This window comes from Paenibacillus solisilvae (assembly GCF_042656405.1).
GTDB classification, from domain to species: domain Bacteria; phylum Bacillota; class Bacilli; order Paenibacillales; family Paenibacillaceae; genus Paenibacillus_Z; species Paenibacillus_Z solisilvae.
Genome location: NZ_JBHSOW010000080.1, coordinates 211,861 through 231,493, shown reverse-complemented (window position 1 = coordinate 231,493; position 19,633 = coordinate 211,861). Strand labels below are relative to the sequence as shown.

Genomic DNA, 19,633 nt, shown 5'->3' with positions numbered 1-19,633 from the left:
TAACTTTATGAGCGTGGAGGTCGGAATCAGGAAGACCGAATGCCTCGTATTAGTGTTGTTATAACAAAACAAAGACAAGGATTCTTATCCGACCAAAGGGGTTGTGAAGAGAGTCCTTGCTCTACATAGGTGAATGTAAGGCGTATGCAGCCGCGGTTTGCAGCTGCTGGATGCGTGATGTCAAAGGAACGCGGAGGGGGAATGCAAGATGAAGGAAATTTCAGCAGGGGGCGTCGTGTTCCGTAAAGTGAACGGTGCTCTGCAAATTCAATTGATTCAGGACAGATACGGTAAAATCTCGCTGCCAAAAGGGAAAATGGAGCCTGGTGAAACCATCGAGCAAACCGCGCTTCGTGAAATAGTCGAAGAAACCGGAATGGAAGGTCTTATCATTGCGCCTATCGATCAAATCAAATATAAGTACAACCACGAAACGAAAGGTACAGTCGATAAAGAAGTTCATTATTATTTGGTGGAAGCAGTCGGCGGCAAGCTTCAGGCTCAAGTGGAGGAAATCCGCGGCGTGGAGTGGTTTGAACCTTCTGAGGCTTGGAGGCGTCAGCGGCAGTCCGGCTACAATAATAATGATCGGATATTGGGCGGTGCCTTGAAATTGCTGGGGCTGGAAGTCCAGGGTAATGGTTGAACGCTGGATGCCTGGTTCGCCGATTGCAGCCTTCATTGATCACACCCTGCTGAAGCCAACAGCAACCGAGCAGGATATGATGCAGCTGTGCGAGGAAGCGATTCAGCATAAGTTCCACAGCGTATGTGTGAACAGCTCGTGGGTGCCGCTGTGCAGCGAACATCTGTTTGATACAGGAGTACGTATTACCGCAGCTTGCGGCTTTCCGCTGGGTGCTGCCGCGACAAAGGTTAAGGTATACGAAGCAGTGAATGCAGTCGAAGATGGTGCCGATGAGATTGATATCGTGCTTCCTATAGGTGCTGTCATCGAAGGGCGATACGGTTCAGTTGCCTATGATATTTCGGCGATCGTTCGCGCAGTAGGAAAAGCTGCTGTTGTGAAGGTAATTTTAGAGACCGGATACCTGGATGACCTCCAAAAAGCGCAGGCATGCCGTGTTGCAGAGGCGGCCGGCGCCCATTATGTCATTACCTCTACAGGCTTCGGCCCGGGAGGTGCAGCGGAAGCGGATCTTAGATTGATGCGCGCATCTGTATCCAAGAGCATTGGCGTTAAAGCTTCCGGAGATATACGGGATGCACAAACCGCCAAGCAAATGCTCAGCTTAGGGGCGAATAGACTGGGTACAAGCGCTGGAGTTCTGATCGTCAGTTCAGACGCAAATTTTTCAACTTTGGATGATAACAGACCGGGAGAGCGATCAGGGAGCTTATTATATTAAATAGTGTCTGCGCATGCGCAATTTGGGATGAGGGAGATTCCGAAATCCATGCGGAAACATGCTGAAGCTCGATCACAAACGGGGCGAACAGCATGGCGCCGCCAACATTTAATATTACATGCGACCAAGCCACATATCGGCCGGACAGGGTTCCGCCGATTGCGGCGAGAACCGTAGTGACACAGGTGCCTACATTTGCTCCAAGTACGACCGCTATGCCAATTTCAACAGGCATAGCACCGGCTGCTGCGAGGCCCATAATAATGCTGATTACCGCAGCGCTGCTGTGCATGGCTGCTGACAGCACGATTCCGGCGGCCAGTCCCCAAAGTACGCTATCATCAGCCCGATTTAGAAAAAGCTTGAAAAATCCGCTGCCTTGAATGGCAGGTGAAATTGATTGCATCAGACCGATCCCGATAAGCAATAACGCGAAGCCTCCTAGGATAACGGCTCCGTTTCGAAGCGGCTGGACCCAGAGCGGAGCCGCTTTCCCGAAGCCGAAGGGGAGGATCATTCTCATTTCCAAGGCGAACACAGTTAACAACCAAAGAGCGAGTGAAGCCTGCAGAAGCGGCCAAGCAAGCTGGTTCAGATTTAACCCGATCAGCTCCGTAGTAAGACAAGTACCGATATTGGTGCCTAAGACGATGCCTAGCGTACGAGGAAATGTAAGTAAGCCGGCATTCACGAGGCCAATCGACATGACCGTAACGGCTGTGCTGCTCTGCAGTACAGCCGTTGTTGCGCTGCCGACAATCAGCCCGTGTACAGGGGTGGCTGTCGACCGGTGGAGAATAGAATGAAGATGTTGGCCTACCGAGCGGTGCAGGGCGAGCTCCATTGCTTTCATTCCGAATAGAAAGACACAGAATCCGGCGAGCATAGGAATAACGATCGTATGCATCATATTCATTCATTTATCCTTTCCGTATCAGCTGATAGGCGGCAGAGGCAGCAACCATTCGTAAACAAATATATGTAAGCCGGAGGACGAGCATGACAAGCTCTCCAAATGAAGGGCATTAGAAAGGGCGGAAATCAAGATGGAACGCGCAAAAGCGATATTGCAGCGAGACCGCAAGAAGAGATTGGAGCTCGGACATCCTTGGATCTATGCAGGGGAGATTAACCGGATAGAAGGAGAAGCCAAGCAGGGCGGCTTGGTTGATGTGTTTACCTATCAAGGCAAATATCTGGCGACGGGCTATTGGAACCCGAAATCGCAGATTACGATTCGTGTCGTTGCCTACAAGCCGCTGGAAGCGATGGATCAAGCCTTCTTCAAGGAGCGGTTTGAACAGTGTGCCCAGCACCGCAGCCGGTTTGTGAATGGGCATGATTGCCGGCTTGTGTATGGTGAGGCGGATTTCCTTCCCGGTCTTATTGTGGACCGGTTTGGTGATGTACTGGTCGTTCAGGTTCTGACGCTTGGGATGGACATTCACCGTGAGGCGATAATCGGCGCACTCATCGAAGTATTCTCCCCGCAAGGAATATATGAACGAAGCGATGTATCAGTCAGACTTCTTGAGGGGCTTGAAGAACGCAAAGGACTGCTCTATGGGGAATGCCCCCGTATCGTTCATATTGTGGAGAATGGGCTGCAGCTTGAGGTGGATATTGTTGAAGGGCAGAAGACAGGCTACTTCTTCGATCAGCGCGAGAATCGCGCTTCCATAGCACCGTTAATGAAGGGCTGGGGTGCGCGCAGCGGCATTAAACTGGTGGAGCGTTCTAACGAAGAGCTTCCAGGCGGTTTATCGGCAGATGCGGATGATACGGGTGCGATAGCAGAACTGAATCACATGGAACGGGTTCCGGTTAATGCCAACGGCAAAGTGGTTACGTTCCCTTACTGGGATGGAGCGACCGTACTGGAATGCTTCTCGCATACGGGCAGCTTCACGCTTCATGCCTGTCAATACGGAGCCAAGAAAGTAACTTGCCTCGACGTGTCTGCACATGCAATTGAAACTGCAGAGCGGAATGTTGCCCGTAATGGGTTTGCCGATCGGGTTGAATTCGTCGTTGCAGATGCGTTTGAATATTTGCGCGGACAAGTGAAGGGAATCGAGGAGCGTGTGGAACGCGGCAAGCTGACCACCGGTAAAGCAGCGGGTAAAGCGAAGCCGGATACCTCCAAGCCGATGACTACCGAAGCAGGCCGGAAGTGGGATGTCGTTATTCTGGATCCGCCGGCATTTACGAAATCCAAGAATGCCATTGAGGGGGCGGTTCGCGGGTACAAAGATATTAACCTTCATGGAATGAAGCTGGTCAATGAAGGCGGCTATCTCGTAACGGCAAGCTGTTCCTATCATATGAGCCCGGAACTGTTCATGGAAACCATACAGGCGGCTGCAGTTGATGCAGGCAAGACGCTTCGGCTCATCGAATGGCGTGCTGCAGGCAAGGATCATCCGCAGATTGTCGGAGTGAACGAAGGGCATTACTTGAAGTTCGGTATATTTGAGGTTCGCAGCCGCTAAACGCGATTACCAAACTCGGAACCTCCTATCATAAAGCAAAGTGCTTTCCATCTCTAGTCATAGAGCGGAGAGCATTTTTCTTTATTGGCGGTGTCGCCAGAGTCATGTAAAATGAGTTCCATAACCTGATAAAGGCTGTGTGAGAGAATGAAAAAAGCCAGCGATATGCTTATCCAATCTGATGAAACGATAAGCAATATCGCCAAAGCCTTTCATTACATCAATTTCTCGCATTTCGCCAAGCTGTTTCGGAAGTATTACGGCATGAACCCGCAAGAGTATAGAAGACAGTTCCAGTTCACCCGCTCCAAGCAGCCTCCAAAGGCTGATTACCGCGATTTCAGACCTCTTGCCAATTCCTGATATCAAGCTTCTGGAACGTCTCCGTCTCGGCGGATTGCTTGGCTTTCAAGCACATAAATGCGCTGAGAAGGCCGTCCGTTAGGGTACTTACAGATTCTGATTGTCCGCGCATGATCGATAGAAAATTAGCTGCAAGCTTGGCATCTCCGCCAAAGTGGCTGTCATCGCCTTCAAACTGATAGCTGTCCACTCTTGGGGTATGATGGTTATGAACGCGCAAAAGACCCGTTGTGAAATCGAAGTCGACCGTGCCTTTGTAACCAAGAAAACGAGCGCCGCGAGCGGCAGCTCCCCGCCGGGCGAAGAAGTTCTGGGAATAGGAGGCATGCATGCCATTCTCATAACGGATGAGCGCGCTTCCGGAATCCTCATTGCCGGTATCCTTGGCAAAGCAGCAGTAACGCCAATCCTCCTGCATAGGGGTGCCTACAGTGCTTTCAGCGCAAGTGCGATTCTCTTCGCATGCCAGGCAAGTAAGTCCTGCTGGTTTATCACCTTTGAATACCTGCTTGGAGGACATCGCGCTGATGCTGATCGGCTGCTGGTTAATCACAAAGTTCAAATAGTCGAAGTCATGCGTCGCTTTCTGTAAGAAAAGACCGCCAGTCTCCGCCTCGTCTCTATACCAGCTGTGATAATATACACCGCCGTAAGGGACATTATTGATCGCTTGAACATGCTCAATCGTTCCGATTTGTCCGGAATCCACAATTTGTTTGGCTAACTGCACGATGGATGTAAGACGGAGCGGATGGGAAACGACGACCTCAGGAGTATACCGCTCGTTGCACAGCCTTAAACGGTCCCAGTCTTCCATAGTTGTGGATACCGGCTTCTCTAAATACAAGGGAATGCCTGTCGGTATGGCTTCCAAAGCATAGGATGTATGCAGGGAGCAGCGTGTGCCGATCAACAGTCCATCGGGATGAATCGCTTCAACCATCTCGTTAATCGACGAGAAGACGGGAATCGGCTGCCCGCCCGAGAATTGAACATCCTCTCTAGGGTCAATGATGCCTGCGACGTGGCAGCTTGGATCGAGTTTAATGATTTCATTGATCATATGACGTATTCTTGAGCCATACCCAATTACACCCAGCTTCAATAGGAAAACCTCCTGGTAATGAAGAATTATTATTATTATAGAGTGGAACGATAAGGGTTTCTTTGTCCGAAAAGCCTGACTTTTTGCCGGATTGGCCGGGTATGGGGAGCGATTGAATATGGATACCTACATCAGAACGAAGCTGAAACCGCTTGTTTCGATTCGCGATGTGATTACGATGTACTATTTTGAATTTGCTAAAGACTATGCGTTTTCTGGAGAGAGGCATGATTTCTGGGAGATGGTCTACACGGATAAAGGGGAAATAGAGGTTACAACCGACCACAGCCATCACCGCTTGGAATCCGGCAGTATCATTTTCCATAAGCCCAATGAATTCCACAGCTTCTATGCCAGCGGCGGAACAGCGCCGAATATTATCGTGATCACCTTTGATACGAAATCGAAGATCATGAAGCAGTTCGAGAATCGGATCCAACGTTTGGATGATGCGGAGAGGAACTTGCTTTCGGAGATTATCAAAGAAGCGATGCGCACATTTGTTTACCCGTTTCAGTATCCTCTTGTCCGCAGGGATAACCCGCCGGTCGGAGCGGAGCAAATGATCCGGTTATTAATCGAACAATTTTTACTTCGTCTGCTCCGCAGCGATAATAGAGTCCTAACTGGGGGCAGTCTGCTGTCGGTGGCGCAGGAGCTCGAGAAACATGATTTGAAACGGGCGGTGGTTCAGTATATGGAGGAACATATCCAAGAATCATTGACGCTGGACGATATAAGCGCGGCACTCCGCCTGACGAAGACCAGATTAAAGGATGATTTCAAGAAGCAGACAGGCCGCCCGGTCATGAAATATTTTTCGCATTTAAAAATCGAGACAGCCAAAAAGCATATTCGCGAATCCAAGGCAAACTTCTCGGAAATCGCCGAAGACCTTGGATTCCGAAGCGTTCATACCTTCTCCAAAATATTCAAAAAAACGACCGGCATGACACCTACGGAATATACGCGCTCGGTTCAAGCGAGGATTTAGGTAAATCAGATAAGGCATGTTATAAGTAAGCTCCTCGCCGGAAAACTTCTGGGGGGTGTTTATTTAACGGATGCAGCCAGTGCGGTTCTTGCGGTCTCCAGAACATCGAAGGATCCGGAACGCGCGATGATGTTCGTCAATCTGCTGTATACCGACAAAGAGATTATGAATCTGCTGATCAATAGAATTGAAGGGTAGCATTACGTGAAGAAATCCGCTAACGTCATTGATTTCCCGCCCGGCATTGACGGCAGGTTTATTTGATTACTAGTCAGCATATACGAAGCAGGTGAGTTTAGGTTCGCCTGTTTTTTGCTGTTGAGTCAAGCTTCGCTTGCGGTTAGCGGGGAAGCTCTGGTCCCATGCACTATTTACCTTCGCAAAAATCGAACAAATGTTTGTATTTATGGGTGAAAAATACCATCCCGGTATGATAGAATAGTAGAATCGAAAGTAAAGGGGTGGACGCATGGCGCTTCGTTTTGTCATTGGCCGCTCAGGTGCGGGAAAAACACAATATTGTTTGGATCGGATCCGTCAGAAGGTGCTGGAGAAGCCGGATGGTGCTCCGATTATTATGCTCGTTCCTGAGCAGGCAACCTTCCAGACTGAATATGCACTGCTCGGGACTTCACAGCTCAGCGGGACTATCCGTGCACAGGCACTCAGCTTCAGGCGGCTTTCCTTCCGTGTGATGCAGGAAACCGGAGGCACTGCTCTTATCCCAATAAGCGAGAACGGCAAAAATATGCTGCTGTATAAGATCGTACATAGGCTGGACAATCAGCTTCAATTATTTCAAGGAAGCGATTCGCAGCACGGATTCATTGAACGCCTGGGAGAGTTGATGACCGAGTGGAAAAGATACGGCATTGATTCGGAGAAGCTCCAGCAATTTACGGGCAGCGGTCTGCCGGGGGCGAGAAATCCGCTGCTGGGCCGCAAACTCGGTGATTTGCAGCAGATTTCATCCGAGCTTGATAAGGAACTGGCCGGTCTCTACGTTGATGCGGAGGATTATTTGAGCTGGCTTGTCAAAGGGTTCGGACAAGCGCCTTCTATGCGGGAAGCAGAGGTCTGGGTAGATGGCTTTAACGGCTTTACGCCCAAGGAATTCGAGGCGCTGGAAGTATTGATCCAAAGCGCGGCGGACGTAACGATAACGCTGAGCCTTGACCGTTTATATGGGCTGGATGAACAGCCGCATGAGCTGGATCTGTTCCGTCCTACGGCCGAAACGTTCATTAAGCTCCGGGAGCTTGCGCTTCATAACGGCGTAACGATTGAAGCGCCCGTTATGCTTGAAGGCAATCCGAATAACCGTTTTCGCAACAGCCCGATGCTGGCGCATGTTGAGCGGCATTACGGCAATCGCAAGCCGATGCGATTATCCGAGGAGGAGCTTGAGCGCGGCGACATATCGCTTCATGCGGCCTCTCATCGCCGCGCTGAGGTTGAGGCGGTTGCGCGCGATATTGTGCGCAGAGTCCGCGATGAAGGGCTGCGGTACCGCGACCTTGCGGTGATGGTACGCAATGCTCCTGATTACAACGACTATATAACAGCTGTCTTCACCGATTACAATTTGCCATACTTTCTTGATCAGAAGAAAGCGGCGCTGCACCATCCTTTTGTCGAGTTCATCCGTTCAGCGCTTGAAATCGCGGCGCATGGATGGCGGTTTGAGGCTGTCTTCCGCTGCATCAAGACCGAGCTGTTAATCCCGGAGGATGGCAGCTTAACGAGAGAAACCTTCGACCTGCTGGAGAATTATGCTTTGGCGGCGGGCATTAACGGTAATCGCTGGCTGACGCGAAGTCAATGGAAGCCTATTACGCGGGATACTCTGGAGGGCGATCCGGCTCAGGCAGGGGAGCGGGAGCTTCGGCATTTTGATGCTGTCATGGCGGCTCGCGAAGCGGTTGTTCCCGTTATACATAAATTCACACGCGAGCTGAAGAAAGCGGCCAATGTGAGGCAAATGTGCGAGGCTCTCTATCGCCTGCTGATGACGATTGATGCTCCTGACCGGTTGGAAAGGTGGAGCCGTCGGGCAATCGCGTCAGGCAGTCCGCTTCGTGCCCGCGAGCATAAGCAGCTGTGGGACGGCGTTATGGATCTGCTTGATCAGCTCACTGAGATGACCGGGGATGAACCGATGACACTGGAGCTGTTCGCCGGAATGGTAGAAACCGGGCTGGAAAGCCTGAAGCTGGCTTCCGTACCGCCCTCGCTGGATCAAGTGCTGATCGGCAGCATGGACAGAACACGATCCGGACATATTCGAGTCTGTTATGTTCTTGGAGCCAATGACGGAGTGATGCCGCAGCGGATGCAGGAGGATGGCGTGCTCACGGAGCAGGAACGGGAGACGCTGGAAAATGGCGGCTTAGCTATGGCGCCTGGCGTCCGCAGAAGGCTTCTGGATGAGCGGTTCTTAATTTATAATGCACTCTCCACGCCCAGCGGGCATCTGTGGATCAGCTGGCCGATGGCGGATGAGGAAGGGAAGAGCCTTCATCCCTCGGAAGTTATAAGGCAGATGAAGCAGCTGTTTCCGGGAATTCCGGAGCGTACGATTGCGATTGAGCCTCTTCCCCAGATGTCCGAAGATGATCAGCAAGCGTTCATGGCCCATCCGGACCGGACGTTATCTTATTTGATTACGCAGCTGCGCGGCTGGCGGCAGGGTGCAGGGATGACCCCAATCTGGTGGGAGGCCTTTAACTGGTACGCGGTGCGGCCTCAGTGGCAGGATAAACTGCAAAGGCTGATCTCTTCATTGGATTATTCCAATCAGGAGCCTGCTTTGCCTGTGCATGTAGCTGACTTGCTGTATGGCAAGCTGCTGCGCGGAAGTGTTTCACGGATGGAGCGGTTCGTGTCATGTCCGTTTCAGCATTTTGCTATTCATGGCTTGCGCCTGCGCGAGCGTGAACTATTCAGGCTGGCTGCGCCTGATATCGGCCAATTATTCCATGCGGCTCTCAGCAGACTTACGGAAACGCTGGGAGAACGCTGGGGAACGCTCACCGTAGAGGAAATTAAAGCGGAATCTGCCGAAATCGTGAATGAGCTGGCAGCGCGGCTTCAATCGCAAATTCTATTCAGCAGCAGCCGGCATCAATATGTAGCCCGCAAGCTGAAGGATATTGTCGGCCAAGCGGCTGCGATTCTTGGCGAGCATGCAAGGAGAGCGCAGTTCACCCCCGTGGGTCTTGAGATCGGCTTCGGCCCGGAAGGACCGCTGCCCGCCGTCCAAATTCCGCTGAATGGCGGAAGAATGCTTGAGATGGCAGGCCGAATTGACCGTGTGGATGCTGCGCAGACCGATGAAGGTCTGCTGCTTCGGGTCATTGACTATAAATCCAGCGCCAAGCAGCTGCGGCTTGAAGAGGTCGCTTACGGAATGGCGCTGCAAATGCTTACTTATATGGATGTACTGCTTACACATGCCAATGAATGGCTTGGACAGCCGGCCAAAGCGGGAGGAGCGCTGTATTTTCACGTTCATAATCCGATGCTCTCTTCCTCTAACGGCCTAACCGCAGACAAAGCGAAGATGGAAATGCTCAAACGGTTTAAGCTCAAGGGTCTCGTACTTGCAGATGAGGAAACCGTCAGATTGATGGATGATTCACTGACGACAGGCTATTCTGAGCTATTGCCGGTCGGGTTGAAGCGGGACGGCGGATTCTACAGCACCTCGTCGGTTGTGTCAGAGGAGCAGTGGGGAACGCTCCGCCAATCCGTCCGGGCAAATTTGCGCCGAATCGGGGATCGGATGGCCGGCGGGGATGTTTCGATAGCTCCGTACCGGCTTGGCGGTAAAACACCCTGTCAGTTCTGCGCCTATAAACCAGTCTGTCAATTTGATCCGTTAATTGAAGATAACTGCTATACCAAGCTTCATAAACCAGGCAAAGATGAAGTATGGGAGCTATTGGCTGCCGGCGATGCTTCGAACCAACTGGATAACAAGAGCGGATCTATCGAGGATTCGAACAACGAAGAGAAGGAGGGACATCAATGACGGCAGCAAGTCCAAGCAAACCGCAGGGAAGCAATTGGACCGATGATCAATGGCGGGCCATCGTAACCGGCGGTCAGAACATACTCGTCGCCGCAGCGGCCGGATCAGGTAAGACCGCTGTACTCGTCGAGCGTATCATTCGCAAAATATCGGCGGATACCGACGTGGACAGGCTGCTCGTAGCGACCTTTACGAAGGCAGCGGCAGCAGAAATGAAAGAGCGGATTCGGATCGCGCTGGAGAAGGAGCTGGATCATAATCCCGGCTCCGATCACCTTCGCCGCCAGTTGGCGCTTATGGGACGTGCTTCCATTACGACACTGCATTCCTTCTGTCTTGATGTCATCCGCCGCTACTATTCGTTAATCGGTCTTGATCCCGGCTTTCGTATCGCGAATGAAACGGAAGCTGAGCTGCTCCGAATGGACGTGCTTGATGCTTTGTTCGAAGAGCGGTATGCCGATATGGAAAACAGCAGCGGCTTCTATGAACTTGTTGACCGCTTTGGCGGAGAACGGGGAGACGAGCCGCTGTATGCACTCGTCATGAAGCTGTACAACTTTGCCCAGAGTCATCCTTGGCCGAGTGTGTGGCTCTATGAAACGGCGGGAGCCTTCGATGTGGAAGATGCAGCTGCGCTTGCCCGAACCGATTGGGTTAAGAGCTTAACTGATGTCGTGGCACTTGGGCTGGAAGGCGCAGAGGCGCTGCTGGAGCAAGCGATGGATGTCACCCGGCAGCCGGCCGGGCCGGATGCTTATGCCGTCACATTCGAAGATGACCTATCGATTGTAAGAACATTGTCGCACCGCATAAACAGCGAGCCTTGGAATACGTGGTATGAGGCTTTCGCATCGGCCGGCTTTGGAAAGCTGAAGAGCCAGCGGGGAGACTCCGTTGACAAAGGCCTGCAGGAGCAGGCCAAAGTGCTGCGGGATATGGCGAAGACAATCATTACAGATATGACGGACGAACTGTTTGTTCGTGCGCCGGAAGAGTTTGCCGCGGAGCTGAAGGAACTGGCTCCGCTGATGCTTACACTCGCTGAGCTGGTGAAGGAATTCGGGGAGCGGTTTGAAGCGGCGAAACGGGAGAAAGGATTAATCGATTTCGGCGACATGGAGCATTACTGCCTGCGGATTCTGCGGGATGAGGCTTCGACGCCGGAGGTTTCTGTCCCTTCTGCAGCAGCGCTTGAATACCAGCGCCAGTTCGATGAGATTCTGCTTGATGAATATCAGGATACGAACATGGTCCAGGAGGCGATCGTATCCCTTATTGCCCGCCCCGGCAAAGGGAACCGGTTCATGGTTGGCGATGTGAAGCAGAGTATCTACCGGTTCCGCCTGGCTGAACCAAATTTATTCCTGCGCAAATATAAAGCCTATCAATCTGCTGATTCTGGTGGTTCAGAGATAGAGATAGAGGGAGAACAGGTAAGTAAAGCTAACGAAGCTATGGCAAATTCACTGCATGAGATCGATTCGGATGGGGCGCTTCCCGCAGTTATCGGAGCAGAGCCGGTAACGGGCAAAGACCGCGGCATTCGAATCGATCTTGCGCGCAACTTCCGCAGCCGCTCCGAGGTAGTAGACGGAGTTAATAATGTCTTTCGGGCCATCATGCGGGAGAAGGCGGCAGAGATGGATTATGATGAGCGCGCGGAGCTGGTGTGCGGCGCTTCCTATCCGTCATCCGATCAGGGGGGTTCACCCGCGCGTTATGCGGTTGAATTCGCGCTGCTGGATCGCGGAACGGCAGAGGTCTCATCGGATGAGGAGGTACAGGTGAGTGACGCAGCAGTTGATGGTGAGACTGGCGAATCGGCTGCGGAAGGAGCGGAAGATCTCCAGGTCGTCCAGCTGGAGGCGCGCTGGATAGCGAGTCAAATCCTGCGGCTTCAAGGGATACAACCAACCGAAGGTGCAGGACTGGCAGAGCCTTTTGAGGTGTATGACGGGAAACGGGAGCGCAAACGTCCGCTTGCTTGGCGTGATATCGTTATTTTGCTTCGGGCGGACAAGCAGTGGGCCCCGATTATCATTGAAGAGCTGCAGGCGCAGGGTATACCGGCTTATGCGGAACTAAGCAGCGGGTATTTTGAAGCGACGGAAGTAGAAACCATGCTTTCTTTGCTCCGCGTCATCGATAACCCTTATCAGGATATCCCGCTTGCGGGAGCACTCCGTTCACCCATCGTTGGACTAACAGGTGAAGAGCTGGCGATGATTCGGATCGCAGCCGGCAAAGGTTCCTATTACGATGCGGTTCTATTGGCCTCCAATCATCCCTCTCTTGCTGAGGAAACTCGGAATAAGCTGCATGGATTTCTCGCTTCGCTGGAGATATGGCGTGAAGAAGCCAGACGGGGAGCGCTTGCCGAGCTGCTGTGGCGAATTTACAGAGAAACCGGCTATTACGATTTAGTCGGGGGTATGCCGGGAGGGCTGCAGCGTCAGGCCAACCTGCGCGCTCTGCATGACCGTACCCGCCAATATGAAGCAACGACACTGCGCGGGTTGTTCCGGTTCCTTCGTTTTATTGACCGAATGCGCGAGGGCGGCGGCGATCTAGGCACAGCGCGAGCGTTAGGTGAACAGGAAGATGTCGTCCGTATCATGTCCATTCATAAGAGCAAGGGGCTTGAGTTTCCGGTCGTTTTCATAGCAGGGCTTGGAAAAGCATTTAATCGACGGGATCTTAATAGTCCATTTCTCATGCATAAGCAGCTCGGATTTGGTCCGAAATTCGTCAACACGGAGCTGCGGGTTAGCTATCCGACGCTTCCGTATTTGGCCATTCGACAACGGCTGCGGATGGAAACCCTCGCCGAAGAAATGCGGATCTTATATGTGGCACTAACGAGACCGAAGGAAAAAATGTTTCTCGTCGGTACCGTTGCCGATGCGGCTAAACAGCTTCAGCGCTGGGAGACTGCCCTTGATCCGAAAGGGAATCTGTCAGATTTTCGTCTTGCAGAAGCCAAACGCTTCATCGACTGGGTCGGTCCGCTGGCTATGAATGCCGGCATTCCGATCACGCTTGAGCGTGATGAGAAAGGCGAATTTGCAAGCGCGGAAGAAGCGGGAGATGCAGCTGCTGTTGAACGAGGGATAATTGAAGCAGCAGCCGGCCCCGGCGATGCTCAAGTGGAAGCAGCGGATGGTTCCGATAATGCTCATGCGGATAGCAATGCAGCAGATGGTTCTCATGATGAACAGCAAGAGGGGCGAGAAGGAGCTCTGCATCTTATTGCTGTGGAACAAAAAGCGGTTCTGGCGAAGCCGGAGGGCTCCTTCAGAGACTGGCGAACGGCGGTTGTACCCTTGTCCATGCTGGGTATGGAGGCTGCAGCTGCGGTTGAAGTCGACGAAGCGGCAGCAGCAGCCTTCGAAGAACGGCTGCAGGCGGTTCAAGCACTCGTTCCGGTCGAGGTGCATTCCGGTGCAGCTGATGAGATTGAACGACGTCTGACCTGGCAGTATCCCTTTTTGGCGGCAACAACGATTGCGGCAAAAACTTCGGTTACGGAGATGAAGCGGCTGCATGCCGAGACGGCAGTTGACGAGGATGCAGCTGTACTGCTGCTTCATGAGCCTGCTTCTGAGGGATTGGAGCTGCAGGCGATTGAAAGCGACAGTGTGTTAGATGAAGCAGAAAATCTGCAGCTTGAGCTGTTCCTGGATGAAGGGGCATCCAGCTTCGCTAACCATGGCGGTACTGATGCGCAGCCTGCGGCTTCGCTTTCCGCTGAAGCAGGCGGGGGTGAATACACGTTCCGTTTGAGGCGTCCAAAATTCATGGAGGAAGTCTCGTTAACGGCGGCAGAGCGCGGAACGGTCGGGCATTTGGTTATGCAGCATATGCCGTTGAAGGGCAAAGCGGATGAAGAGCTTGTTCGTGAAATAGTCGCTCAGCTGCAGGAACGCAGCATGCTCTCTGCGATGCAAGCCCAGGCGGTTGATACAGCGGGTGTAGCCGCATTTTTTCAAGAGCTGGTCGGGCAGCGGTTAGTGAAGGCGTCATGGGTGAGACGGGAAACGCCGTTTAGCTGTACGCTTCCGGCATCCCGCGTGTATCCTCATGGGGACGGAGCACTCGGTGAAGAACCGATTCTGATCCAAGGGGTCATTGACTGTTTATTTGAAGATGAAGGCGGCTTGGTGCTGCTTGATTATAAAACCGATAAGATCCGGATGAAGCGCTGGGATGAAGCGGCTGAGCGGCATCGTTTTCAGTTGGAGCTCTATGCTGAGGCGATCGAGCGCATTATGGGCCGTAAGGTGAATGAATGTTATGTGTACTTTTTTGATGGCGCGAAATCAGTAAAGTTATTTTAGTTGTTCAAGAGACGGGGGTATAGGCGATGCGCATATTGCATACGGCGGACTGGCATTTCGGACGGTCGCTGGAGGGACGCAGCAGACTGCAGGAGCAGGAGGCTTTTGTTGATGAGCTGGTGACTATCGTGAAGGATGAGGCGATTGACCTGGTGCTGCTTGCAGGTGATGTCTATGATTCTGTTAATCCGCCGGCAGCCGCCGAGCAGCTGTTCTATGAAGCCATGTCGCGTCTATCGGACGGAGGCAAACGGTCGATAGCTGTCATCGCAGGGAATCACGATCATCCGGAAAGGGTATCCGCGTCGGCTCCTCTTGCAGCGCGAAGCCGGATTCATCTGATCGGCATGCCGACAGATGAGCCGATCATGGTGGACGTTGCACGTACCGGAGAACGTGCTGTTATTGCAGGGCTGCCGTATCCCTCTGAGTCCCGTTTGCGGGAGCTGCTGAGCGAGGCGACGGACGAAACGCTGCTGCGAAGCGCTTATTCGGAGCGTGTCGGCCGGTTAATGCAGAGGCTTGGAGGGTTCTTCAGAGAGGACACCGTCAATCTAGCCATGAGTCATATCTATGTCCTGGGCGGGCTGGAGACGGATTCTGAAAGACCTATTCAGATCGGCGGAGCCTATACGGTTGATCCTTCCGCACTGCGGGTGGGCGCTCAATACGTTGCCCTCGGCCATCTTCATCGGCCGCAGCGTGTAGACGGCGATGAGCGTATGCGCTACAGCGGTTCCCCGCTTGCGTACAGTTTCTCGGAAGCAGGGCAAGCCAAATCTGTGATTGTCTTCGACGCAGAGCCTGGCAAATTAATAGAGCCGCGCGAGCTTCTGCTCAGCAGCGGCAGGCCGTTAGTGAGGTGGACGGCAAAGGGCGGCTTGACTGAAGTGTATGGCTGGCTCGAGGAAGGGCGGGATGCACGGTCGTGGATTGATCTTGACGTATATATGACGGAGTCAATGACGCTGCAGCATATCCAGCAGCTTCGCCGCCAGCATGAGGGCCTTGTTCATATCCGGCCGATTTATCCGGAAACAGCGGAAACGGCCGAGGCTGGTGGCCTCTCGCGCGAGCAGCTGCCTGCTGAGGAGCTGTTCCGCAGGTTTTTCTCCCGTCAGACCGGCGGGGCAGAGCCGGATGCGGATACGGTTCAACTGTTTCTGGAGCTGATTGCCGAGGATGATGAAAGTGCATCGTCGCAGGACACGGATATTGCTAATGAGCGGCTGGAAGGAGGGGAAGGCCAATGAAACCGATCATGCTCCGATTAAGCGGGCTGCAGAGCTATCGCGAAGCGCAGGAGGTTGATTTTGAACGGCTGTGCGAAGCGGGTGTATTCGGTATATTCGGTCCGACCGGCAGCGGCAAATCAAGTATTCTTGATGCGGTGACACTGGCACTCTACGGTAAAGTGGAGCGGGCTGCCAATGGTACGCAGGGGATCATGAACCAGGCTGAGAAGCAGCTTGCCGTTGCTTTTACTTTCGAGCTCGCCGGTGCAGGAGAGAAACGCCGCTATCGTGTGGAGCGTCAATTCAAGCGCAGCGGTGACGTTACCGTCAATAATTCACTCAGCCGTTTTGTCGAGATTACCGAGACAGGCGATGTTGTTCTAGCAGATAAGCTGGCGGAAGTTACCCGTTTCGTTGAAGAACGAATCGGGCTTAATATGCAGGATTTTACCCGTGCAGTCGTGCTTCCGCAGGGGAAATTCGCGGAATTCCTCTCGCTGACTGGTAAAGAACGCCGATCCATGCTTCAGCGGTTATTCCGCCTGGAACGGTTCGGCGATGGGCTGGCGCTGAAGCTTAGCCAGCGCATGAAAGCGGCGGAAGCCGCTTTGAATGAGGCGGCAGCCGAGCAGCTTGGGCTCGGCGACGCTTCAGCCGCCGCGGTCGATGCCGCGGCGGAGCGTTACCGTGAAGCGGCAGCCGCGCAAGCGGCAGCGCGGACGGCGCTGGCCGTGGCGGAGCAGCAGCACGCGGAGCGGCTGCAGGTGCGCGAGCGGCTGGAAGCGCTGCGCACGAAAGAGGCGATGCAGGCGAAGCTGCATGCCGATGCGCCGCGTATTGCGGCGCTGGCGCGCGAGCTGCAGCGCCTCGCTGCGGCGGAGCGGCTCGCGCCCGCGCTCGCCGCAGCCGGCGCGGCCGAAGCGGCGCTGCGCGCAGCCGCTTCGCGCCGCGAGGCCGCCGGGCTGGCGCATGCCGCCCGGCTGGAGGCGGCCACGGCCGCAGCCGCCGCATTCACGGCGGCAGCCGCCGAAGCCGCGGCAGCCGAGCCGCGCTTAGCGCTGCGGCTCGATCAGCTCGCTGGCGCGCAGCGGCTTGAAGGCGAAGCCGCCGCGCTTGCCGCGAGCACTGCCGCTGGCGAGCATCGCTATGCGGATGCTTCCGCCAGGCAGCGCAGCTATGGCGAGCTGGCCGCCGCCGCGCAGGACAAGCTCGGCCGGGCCGCTGCCAAGCAAAGCGAGCTTAAGGCCGAGCTCAAGACGATCGAGCTGACCGCCGCGGATCGGGATCAGCGGAATGCTCTCTCGAAGCGGCTGCAGCTGCATGACGGGCTTAAGCAGCAGCTGGACAATACGCAGCGGGAAGCTGCCGCACTCGCTGAGCAGAATAAGCAGATCAGGCTTAAGCTTGAAGCGTCAGCAGCCAAGCGCAGCGCAGCTCTCCATGTGCTTGCTCGTGATTTCAATGACCTGCAGTCTTCATTAACCGAACTTCATCAGCTCGAGCAGGAGCTGCAGCATATCAACGATTGCCTGCCGGAATGGTTGACTGGAATCCGAACCCTGCAAAGAGAACAGCATCGCCAGCAATTAGCGGCGCAGCTCGCAGATGAACTGAAGGACGGCGAGGCTTGTCCGGTCTGCGGATCATGCACACATCCGCTGCTCCAAGGGAATATCGCTGAGCCCGTACATATCCATGAAGCTGACGAAGCTATTGCTTCATGGGAAAAGCTTTTACAGCAAGCCCAGAAGCTGCTGCTCCGTGCAGCCCCTCTGCGTTCGAGGGTAGAAGCTGCGCTTGAACGATCGCAGGAAATCATTCGATCCACTTCTTTAACGGATCAATCTGATTCTGCCATAGAGGATCAATCGGCTCATGAAGAGCTGCTCATTTCGATGCCTTCGTTAGCTGCCGTTCAAGCCTCCCTATTGGGATCGGCAAGCGGGCAGCTGGAGGCAGCCGCAGCCTCGGAGACGATTGGCAGGTCCTATGACGTGTCAGCAATTGCTGGAACATTTGGTGCTATCGCTTCCGCTCTGGCTCAGGCTGATGAAATCTGCTCGGTTCAAGATCGGCTGTTCACTGCAAAGGAAGCGGAATGGAGCATCAATCGTAAGCAATACAGTGATACGGTCCGACAATGCGAGCTTATTGCAGGTGAGCTTCATTCATCCAAGAAATTGGCCGCCGCTGCAGGTACCAAGCATCAAGAAACGCTTGATGCATGGAAAGCTGAGATTACACAGTGGCAGGTGCAGTTTGGCGATGCGGTGCAGCTTGATCAGGCTCATGTGCGGTTGGCTGAGCTGGACCGCAGAGACCAATCCTCCCATGAGCTTCGCACAAGGCTGGACCGCAGCGTTAGTTTCATAGAAGAGACCGCCGGGCAGCTCAAAGAGAACGAGAAGCTGGCGCAAGCCGCTCAGCTTGAGGCGGTGGAGCTTTCTGTCCATCTGGCAAGTCAGCGCAGGCAGCTGGATGACAAGTACAAACAGCTGCTTGAATGGACGGGCGGTACGCCGGCCGTTGAATTAATTGCCGCTGCGGAGAAGGAGCTTGCCGCACTTCGGGACAAACTGCAGAAGGCCAAGCAAGCCCATGAAACGGTGCAAACTGCATTGAATGAAGCGGCGGAGCAGCGGAGTGCCGCTGTCGAAGCGGAACAAACGGCAATCGCAAGACATGAGGAAGCCGAGCAAACATGGAGCTCGGCGCTAAGCGAGTCGCCATTTGAATCAGCCGACGAAGTCTCTCGCCTGCAGCCGCTTCTCGCTCAGCAGGAGCGTATGCTGGAGGACATAACCCGTTATCGGGAGGCCGAGCAGCAGCTGGCTGCCCAAATCGAGCTTTTACGCGACCAGCTCCAAGGGCGCAGCTTAACAGATGAAGAGTGGGAGCAGTGTGTAACCGCCCTTCATCTGGCTCGTTCGTCGAATGAAGCTGCGCTGCAGACAGAAGCGAAAGCCGAACGTGATCTGGAGGAACTAAAAGCTAAGCAGAACCGTTGGAACGCGCTTGAGGAGAAGCGTGCCGGGATGGAGCAGCTGACAGGGCGCTTAAAATCACTCCAGACCGTATTTAGAGGCAATGCATTTGTAGAATACGTAGCGGAAGAGCAGCTTGTACAGGTATGCCGGGCAGCATCCGAACGTCTTGGTTTCTTAACCAAACGCCGCTACGCGCTGGAAGTGGATTCCGGCGGAGGCTTTGTGATCCGTGATGATGCTAATGGAGGTATCCGGCGTCCCGTTTCGACTCTATCCGGCGGGGAGACGTTCTTGGCTTCTCTGGCGCTCGCATTGGCACTCTCCGGTCAAATTCAGCTGCGCGGCAAATACCCGCTGCAATTTTTCTTCTTGGATGAAGGCTTCGGTACGCTTGACCCCGAGCTTCTCGACACGGTTATTACAGCTTTGGAGAAGCTGCATAACGACACGCTGTCAGTCGGTGTTATCAGTCATGTGCCGGAGCTGCGGGCGAGACTGCCGCGCCGTCTGATCGTGAGCGCCTCTGAACCGTCGGGAAGAGGCAGCATGGTTGAATTGGAGACGATGTAGCAGCTGCAGCATCTGCCGGTTTTTTGCCTTAATTCCTTCACATCTCACTGTTTAGGGAGCTTGCATTCATCTTAGGAACAAGATAACCTATGAAATAGATGATTGACTAAAGAGAAGCAGCATTTCAATCCATGCTGCTCATGG

Annotated in this window: 11 protein-coding genes; 9 read left to right on the top strand and 2 right to left on the bottom strand. The window is 53.8% G+C overall.

All coding sequences use genetic code 11. The annotated features are described in order from the left end of the window. Nucleotides 1–208: 208 nt before the first annotated feature. Both ACFPYJ_RS22130 and deoC read left to right on the top strand, forming a co-directional pair. Nucleotides 209–646 carry an NUDIX hydrolase gene (locus ACFPYJ_RS22130; protein ID WP_379190393.1) on the top strand — a complete coding sequence of 146 codons (438 nt, stop codon included), beginning with the start codon at nucleotides 209–211 and terminating at the stop codon, nucleotides 644–646. After that, nucleotides 639–1,370, top strand: a complete 732-nt coding sequence (deoC, locus tag ACFPYJ_RS22125) for a deoxyribose-phosphate aldolase (protein ID WP_379190392.1) — start codon at nucleotides 639–641, stop codon at nucleotides 1,368–1,370. The genes ACFPYJ_RS22130 and deoC overlap by 8 nt, the downstream gene beginning before the upstream one ends. Here the strand turns inward: deoC and ACFPYJ_RS22120 are convergent. Next, nucleotides 1,297–2,286 (bottom strand): Na/Pi cotransporter family protein, encoded by a 990-nt coding sequence (locus ACFPYJ_RS22120; protein WP_379190391.1) that lies wholly within the window; start codon nucleotides 2,284–2,286, stop codon nucleotides 1,297–1,299. The genes deoC and ACFPYJ_RS22120 overlap by 74 nt on opposite strands. Before the next feature lie 130 nt (nucleotides 2,287–2,416). Here ACFPYJ_RS22120 and ACFPYJ_RS22115 point away from each other — a divergent pair, with 130 nt between their 5' ends. Together ACFPYJ_RS22115 and ACFPYJ_RS22110 are read left to right on the top strand one after the other, a co-directional pair. Further along, nucleotides 2,417–3,862 (top strand): class I SAM-dependent rRNA methyltransferase, encoded by a 1,446-nt coding sequence (locus ACFPYJ_RS22115; RefSeq protein WP_379190390.1) that lies wholly within the window; start codon nucleotides 2,417–2,419, stop codon nucleotides 3,860–3,862. A gap of 147 nt (nucleotides 3,863–4,009) precedes the next feature. Continuing rightward, nucleotides 4,010–4,225 carry a helix-turn-helix domain-containing protein gene (locus tag ACFPYJ_RS22110; protein WP_379190389.1) on the top strand — a complete coding sequence of 72 codons (216 nt, stop codon included), beginning with the start codon at nucleotides 4,010–4,012 and terminating at the stop codon, nucleotides 4,223–4,225. Here ACFPYJ_RS22110 and ACFPYJ_RS22105 read toward each other — a convergent pair. Further along, the gene (locus ACFPYJ_RS22105; protein WP_379190388.1) at nucleotides 4,203–5,330 is read right to left on the bottom strand and encodes a Gfo/Idh/MocA family protein; all 1,128 of its coding nucleotides are present in this window, start codon (nucleotides 5,328–5,330) and stop codon (nucleotides 4,203–4,205) included. The two genes, ACFPYJ_RS22110 and ACFPYJ_RS22105, sit on opposite strands and share 23 nt — an antisense overlap. A 118-nt stretch (nucleotides 5,331–5,448) precedes the next feature. On the opposite strand from ACFPYJ_RS22105, the gene ACFPYJ_RS22100 reads away from it, so the two are divergent. From ACFPYJ_RS22100 to ACFPYJ_RS22080, 5 genes are all read left to right on the top strand, one after another. Further along, entirely contained in the window at nucleotides 5,449–6,324 is an 876-nt protein-coding gene (locus ACFPYJ_RS22100) for a helix-turn-helix domain-containing protein (protein WP_379190387.1), read from the top strand. Between the two features lie 469 nt (nucleotides 6,325–6,793). Then, complete coding sequence (gene addB / locus ACFPYJ_RS22095; protein ID WP_379190386.1) at nucleotides 6,794–10,357, top strand: helicase-exonuclease AddAB subunit AddB; 3,564 nt, start codon at nucleotides 6,794–6,796, stop codon at nucleotides 10,355–10,357. Beyond that, nucleotides 10,354–14,697: a UvrD-helicase domain-containing protein gene (locus tag ACFPYJ_RS22090; protein WP_379190385.1), complete on the top strand. Its 4,344-nt coding sequence runs from the start codon at nucleotides 10,354–10,356 to the stop codon at nucleotides 14,695–14,697. The genes addB and ACFPYJ_RS22090 overlap by 4 nt, the downstream gene beginning before the upstream one ends. 26 nt (nucleotides 14,698–14,723) lie before the next feature. Then, nucleotides 14,724–15,950, top strand: a complete 1,227-nt coding sequence (locus tag ACFPYJ_RS22085; RefSeq protein WP_379190384.1) for an exonuclease SbcCD subunit D — start codon at nucleotides 14,724–14,726, stop codon at nucleotides 15,948–15,950. Continuing rightward, on the top strand, nucleotides 15,947–19,489 hold the full coding sequence (locus ACFPYJ_RS22080) for an AAA family ATPase (RefSeq protein WP_379190383.1): 3,543 nt from the start codon (nucleotides 15,947–15,949) through the stop codon (nucleotides 19,487–19,489). The genes ACFPYJ_RS22085 and ACFPYJ_RS22080 overlap by 4 nt, the downstream gene beginning before the upstream one ends. Nucleotides 19,490–19,633: the final 144 nt, after the last annotated feature.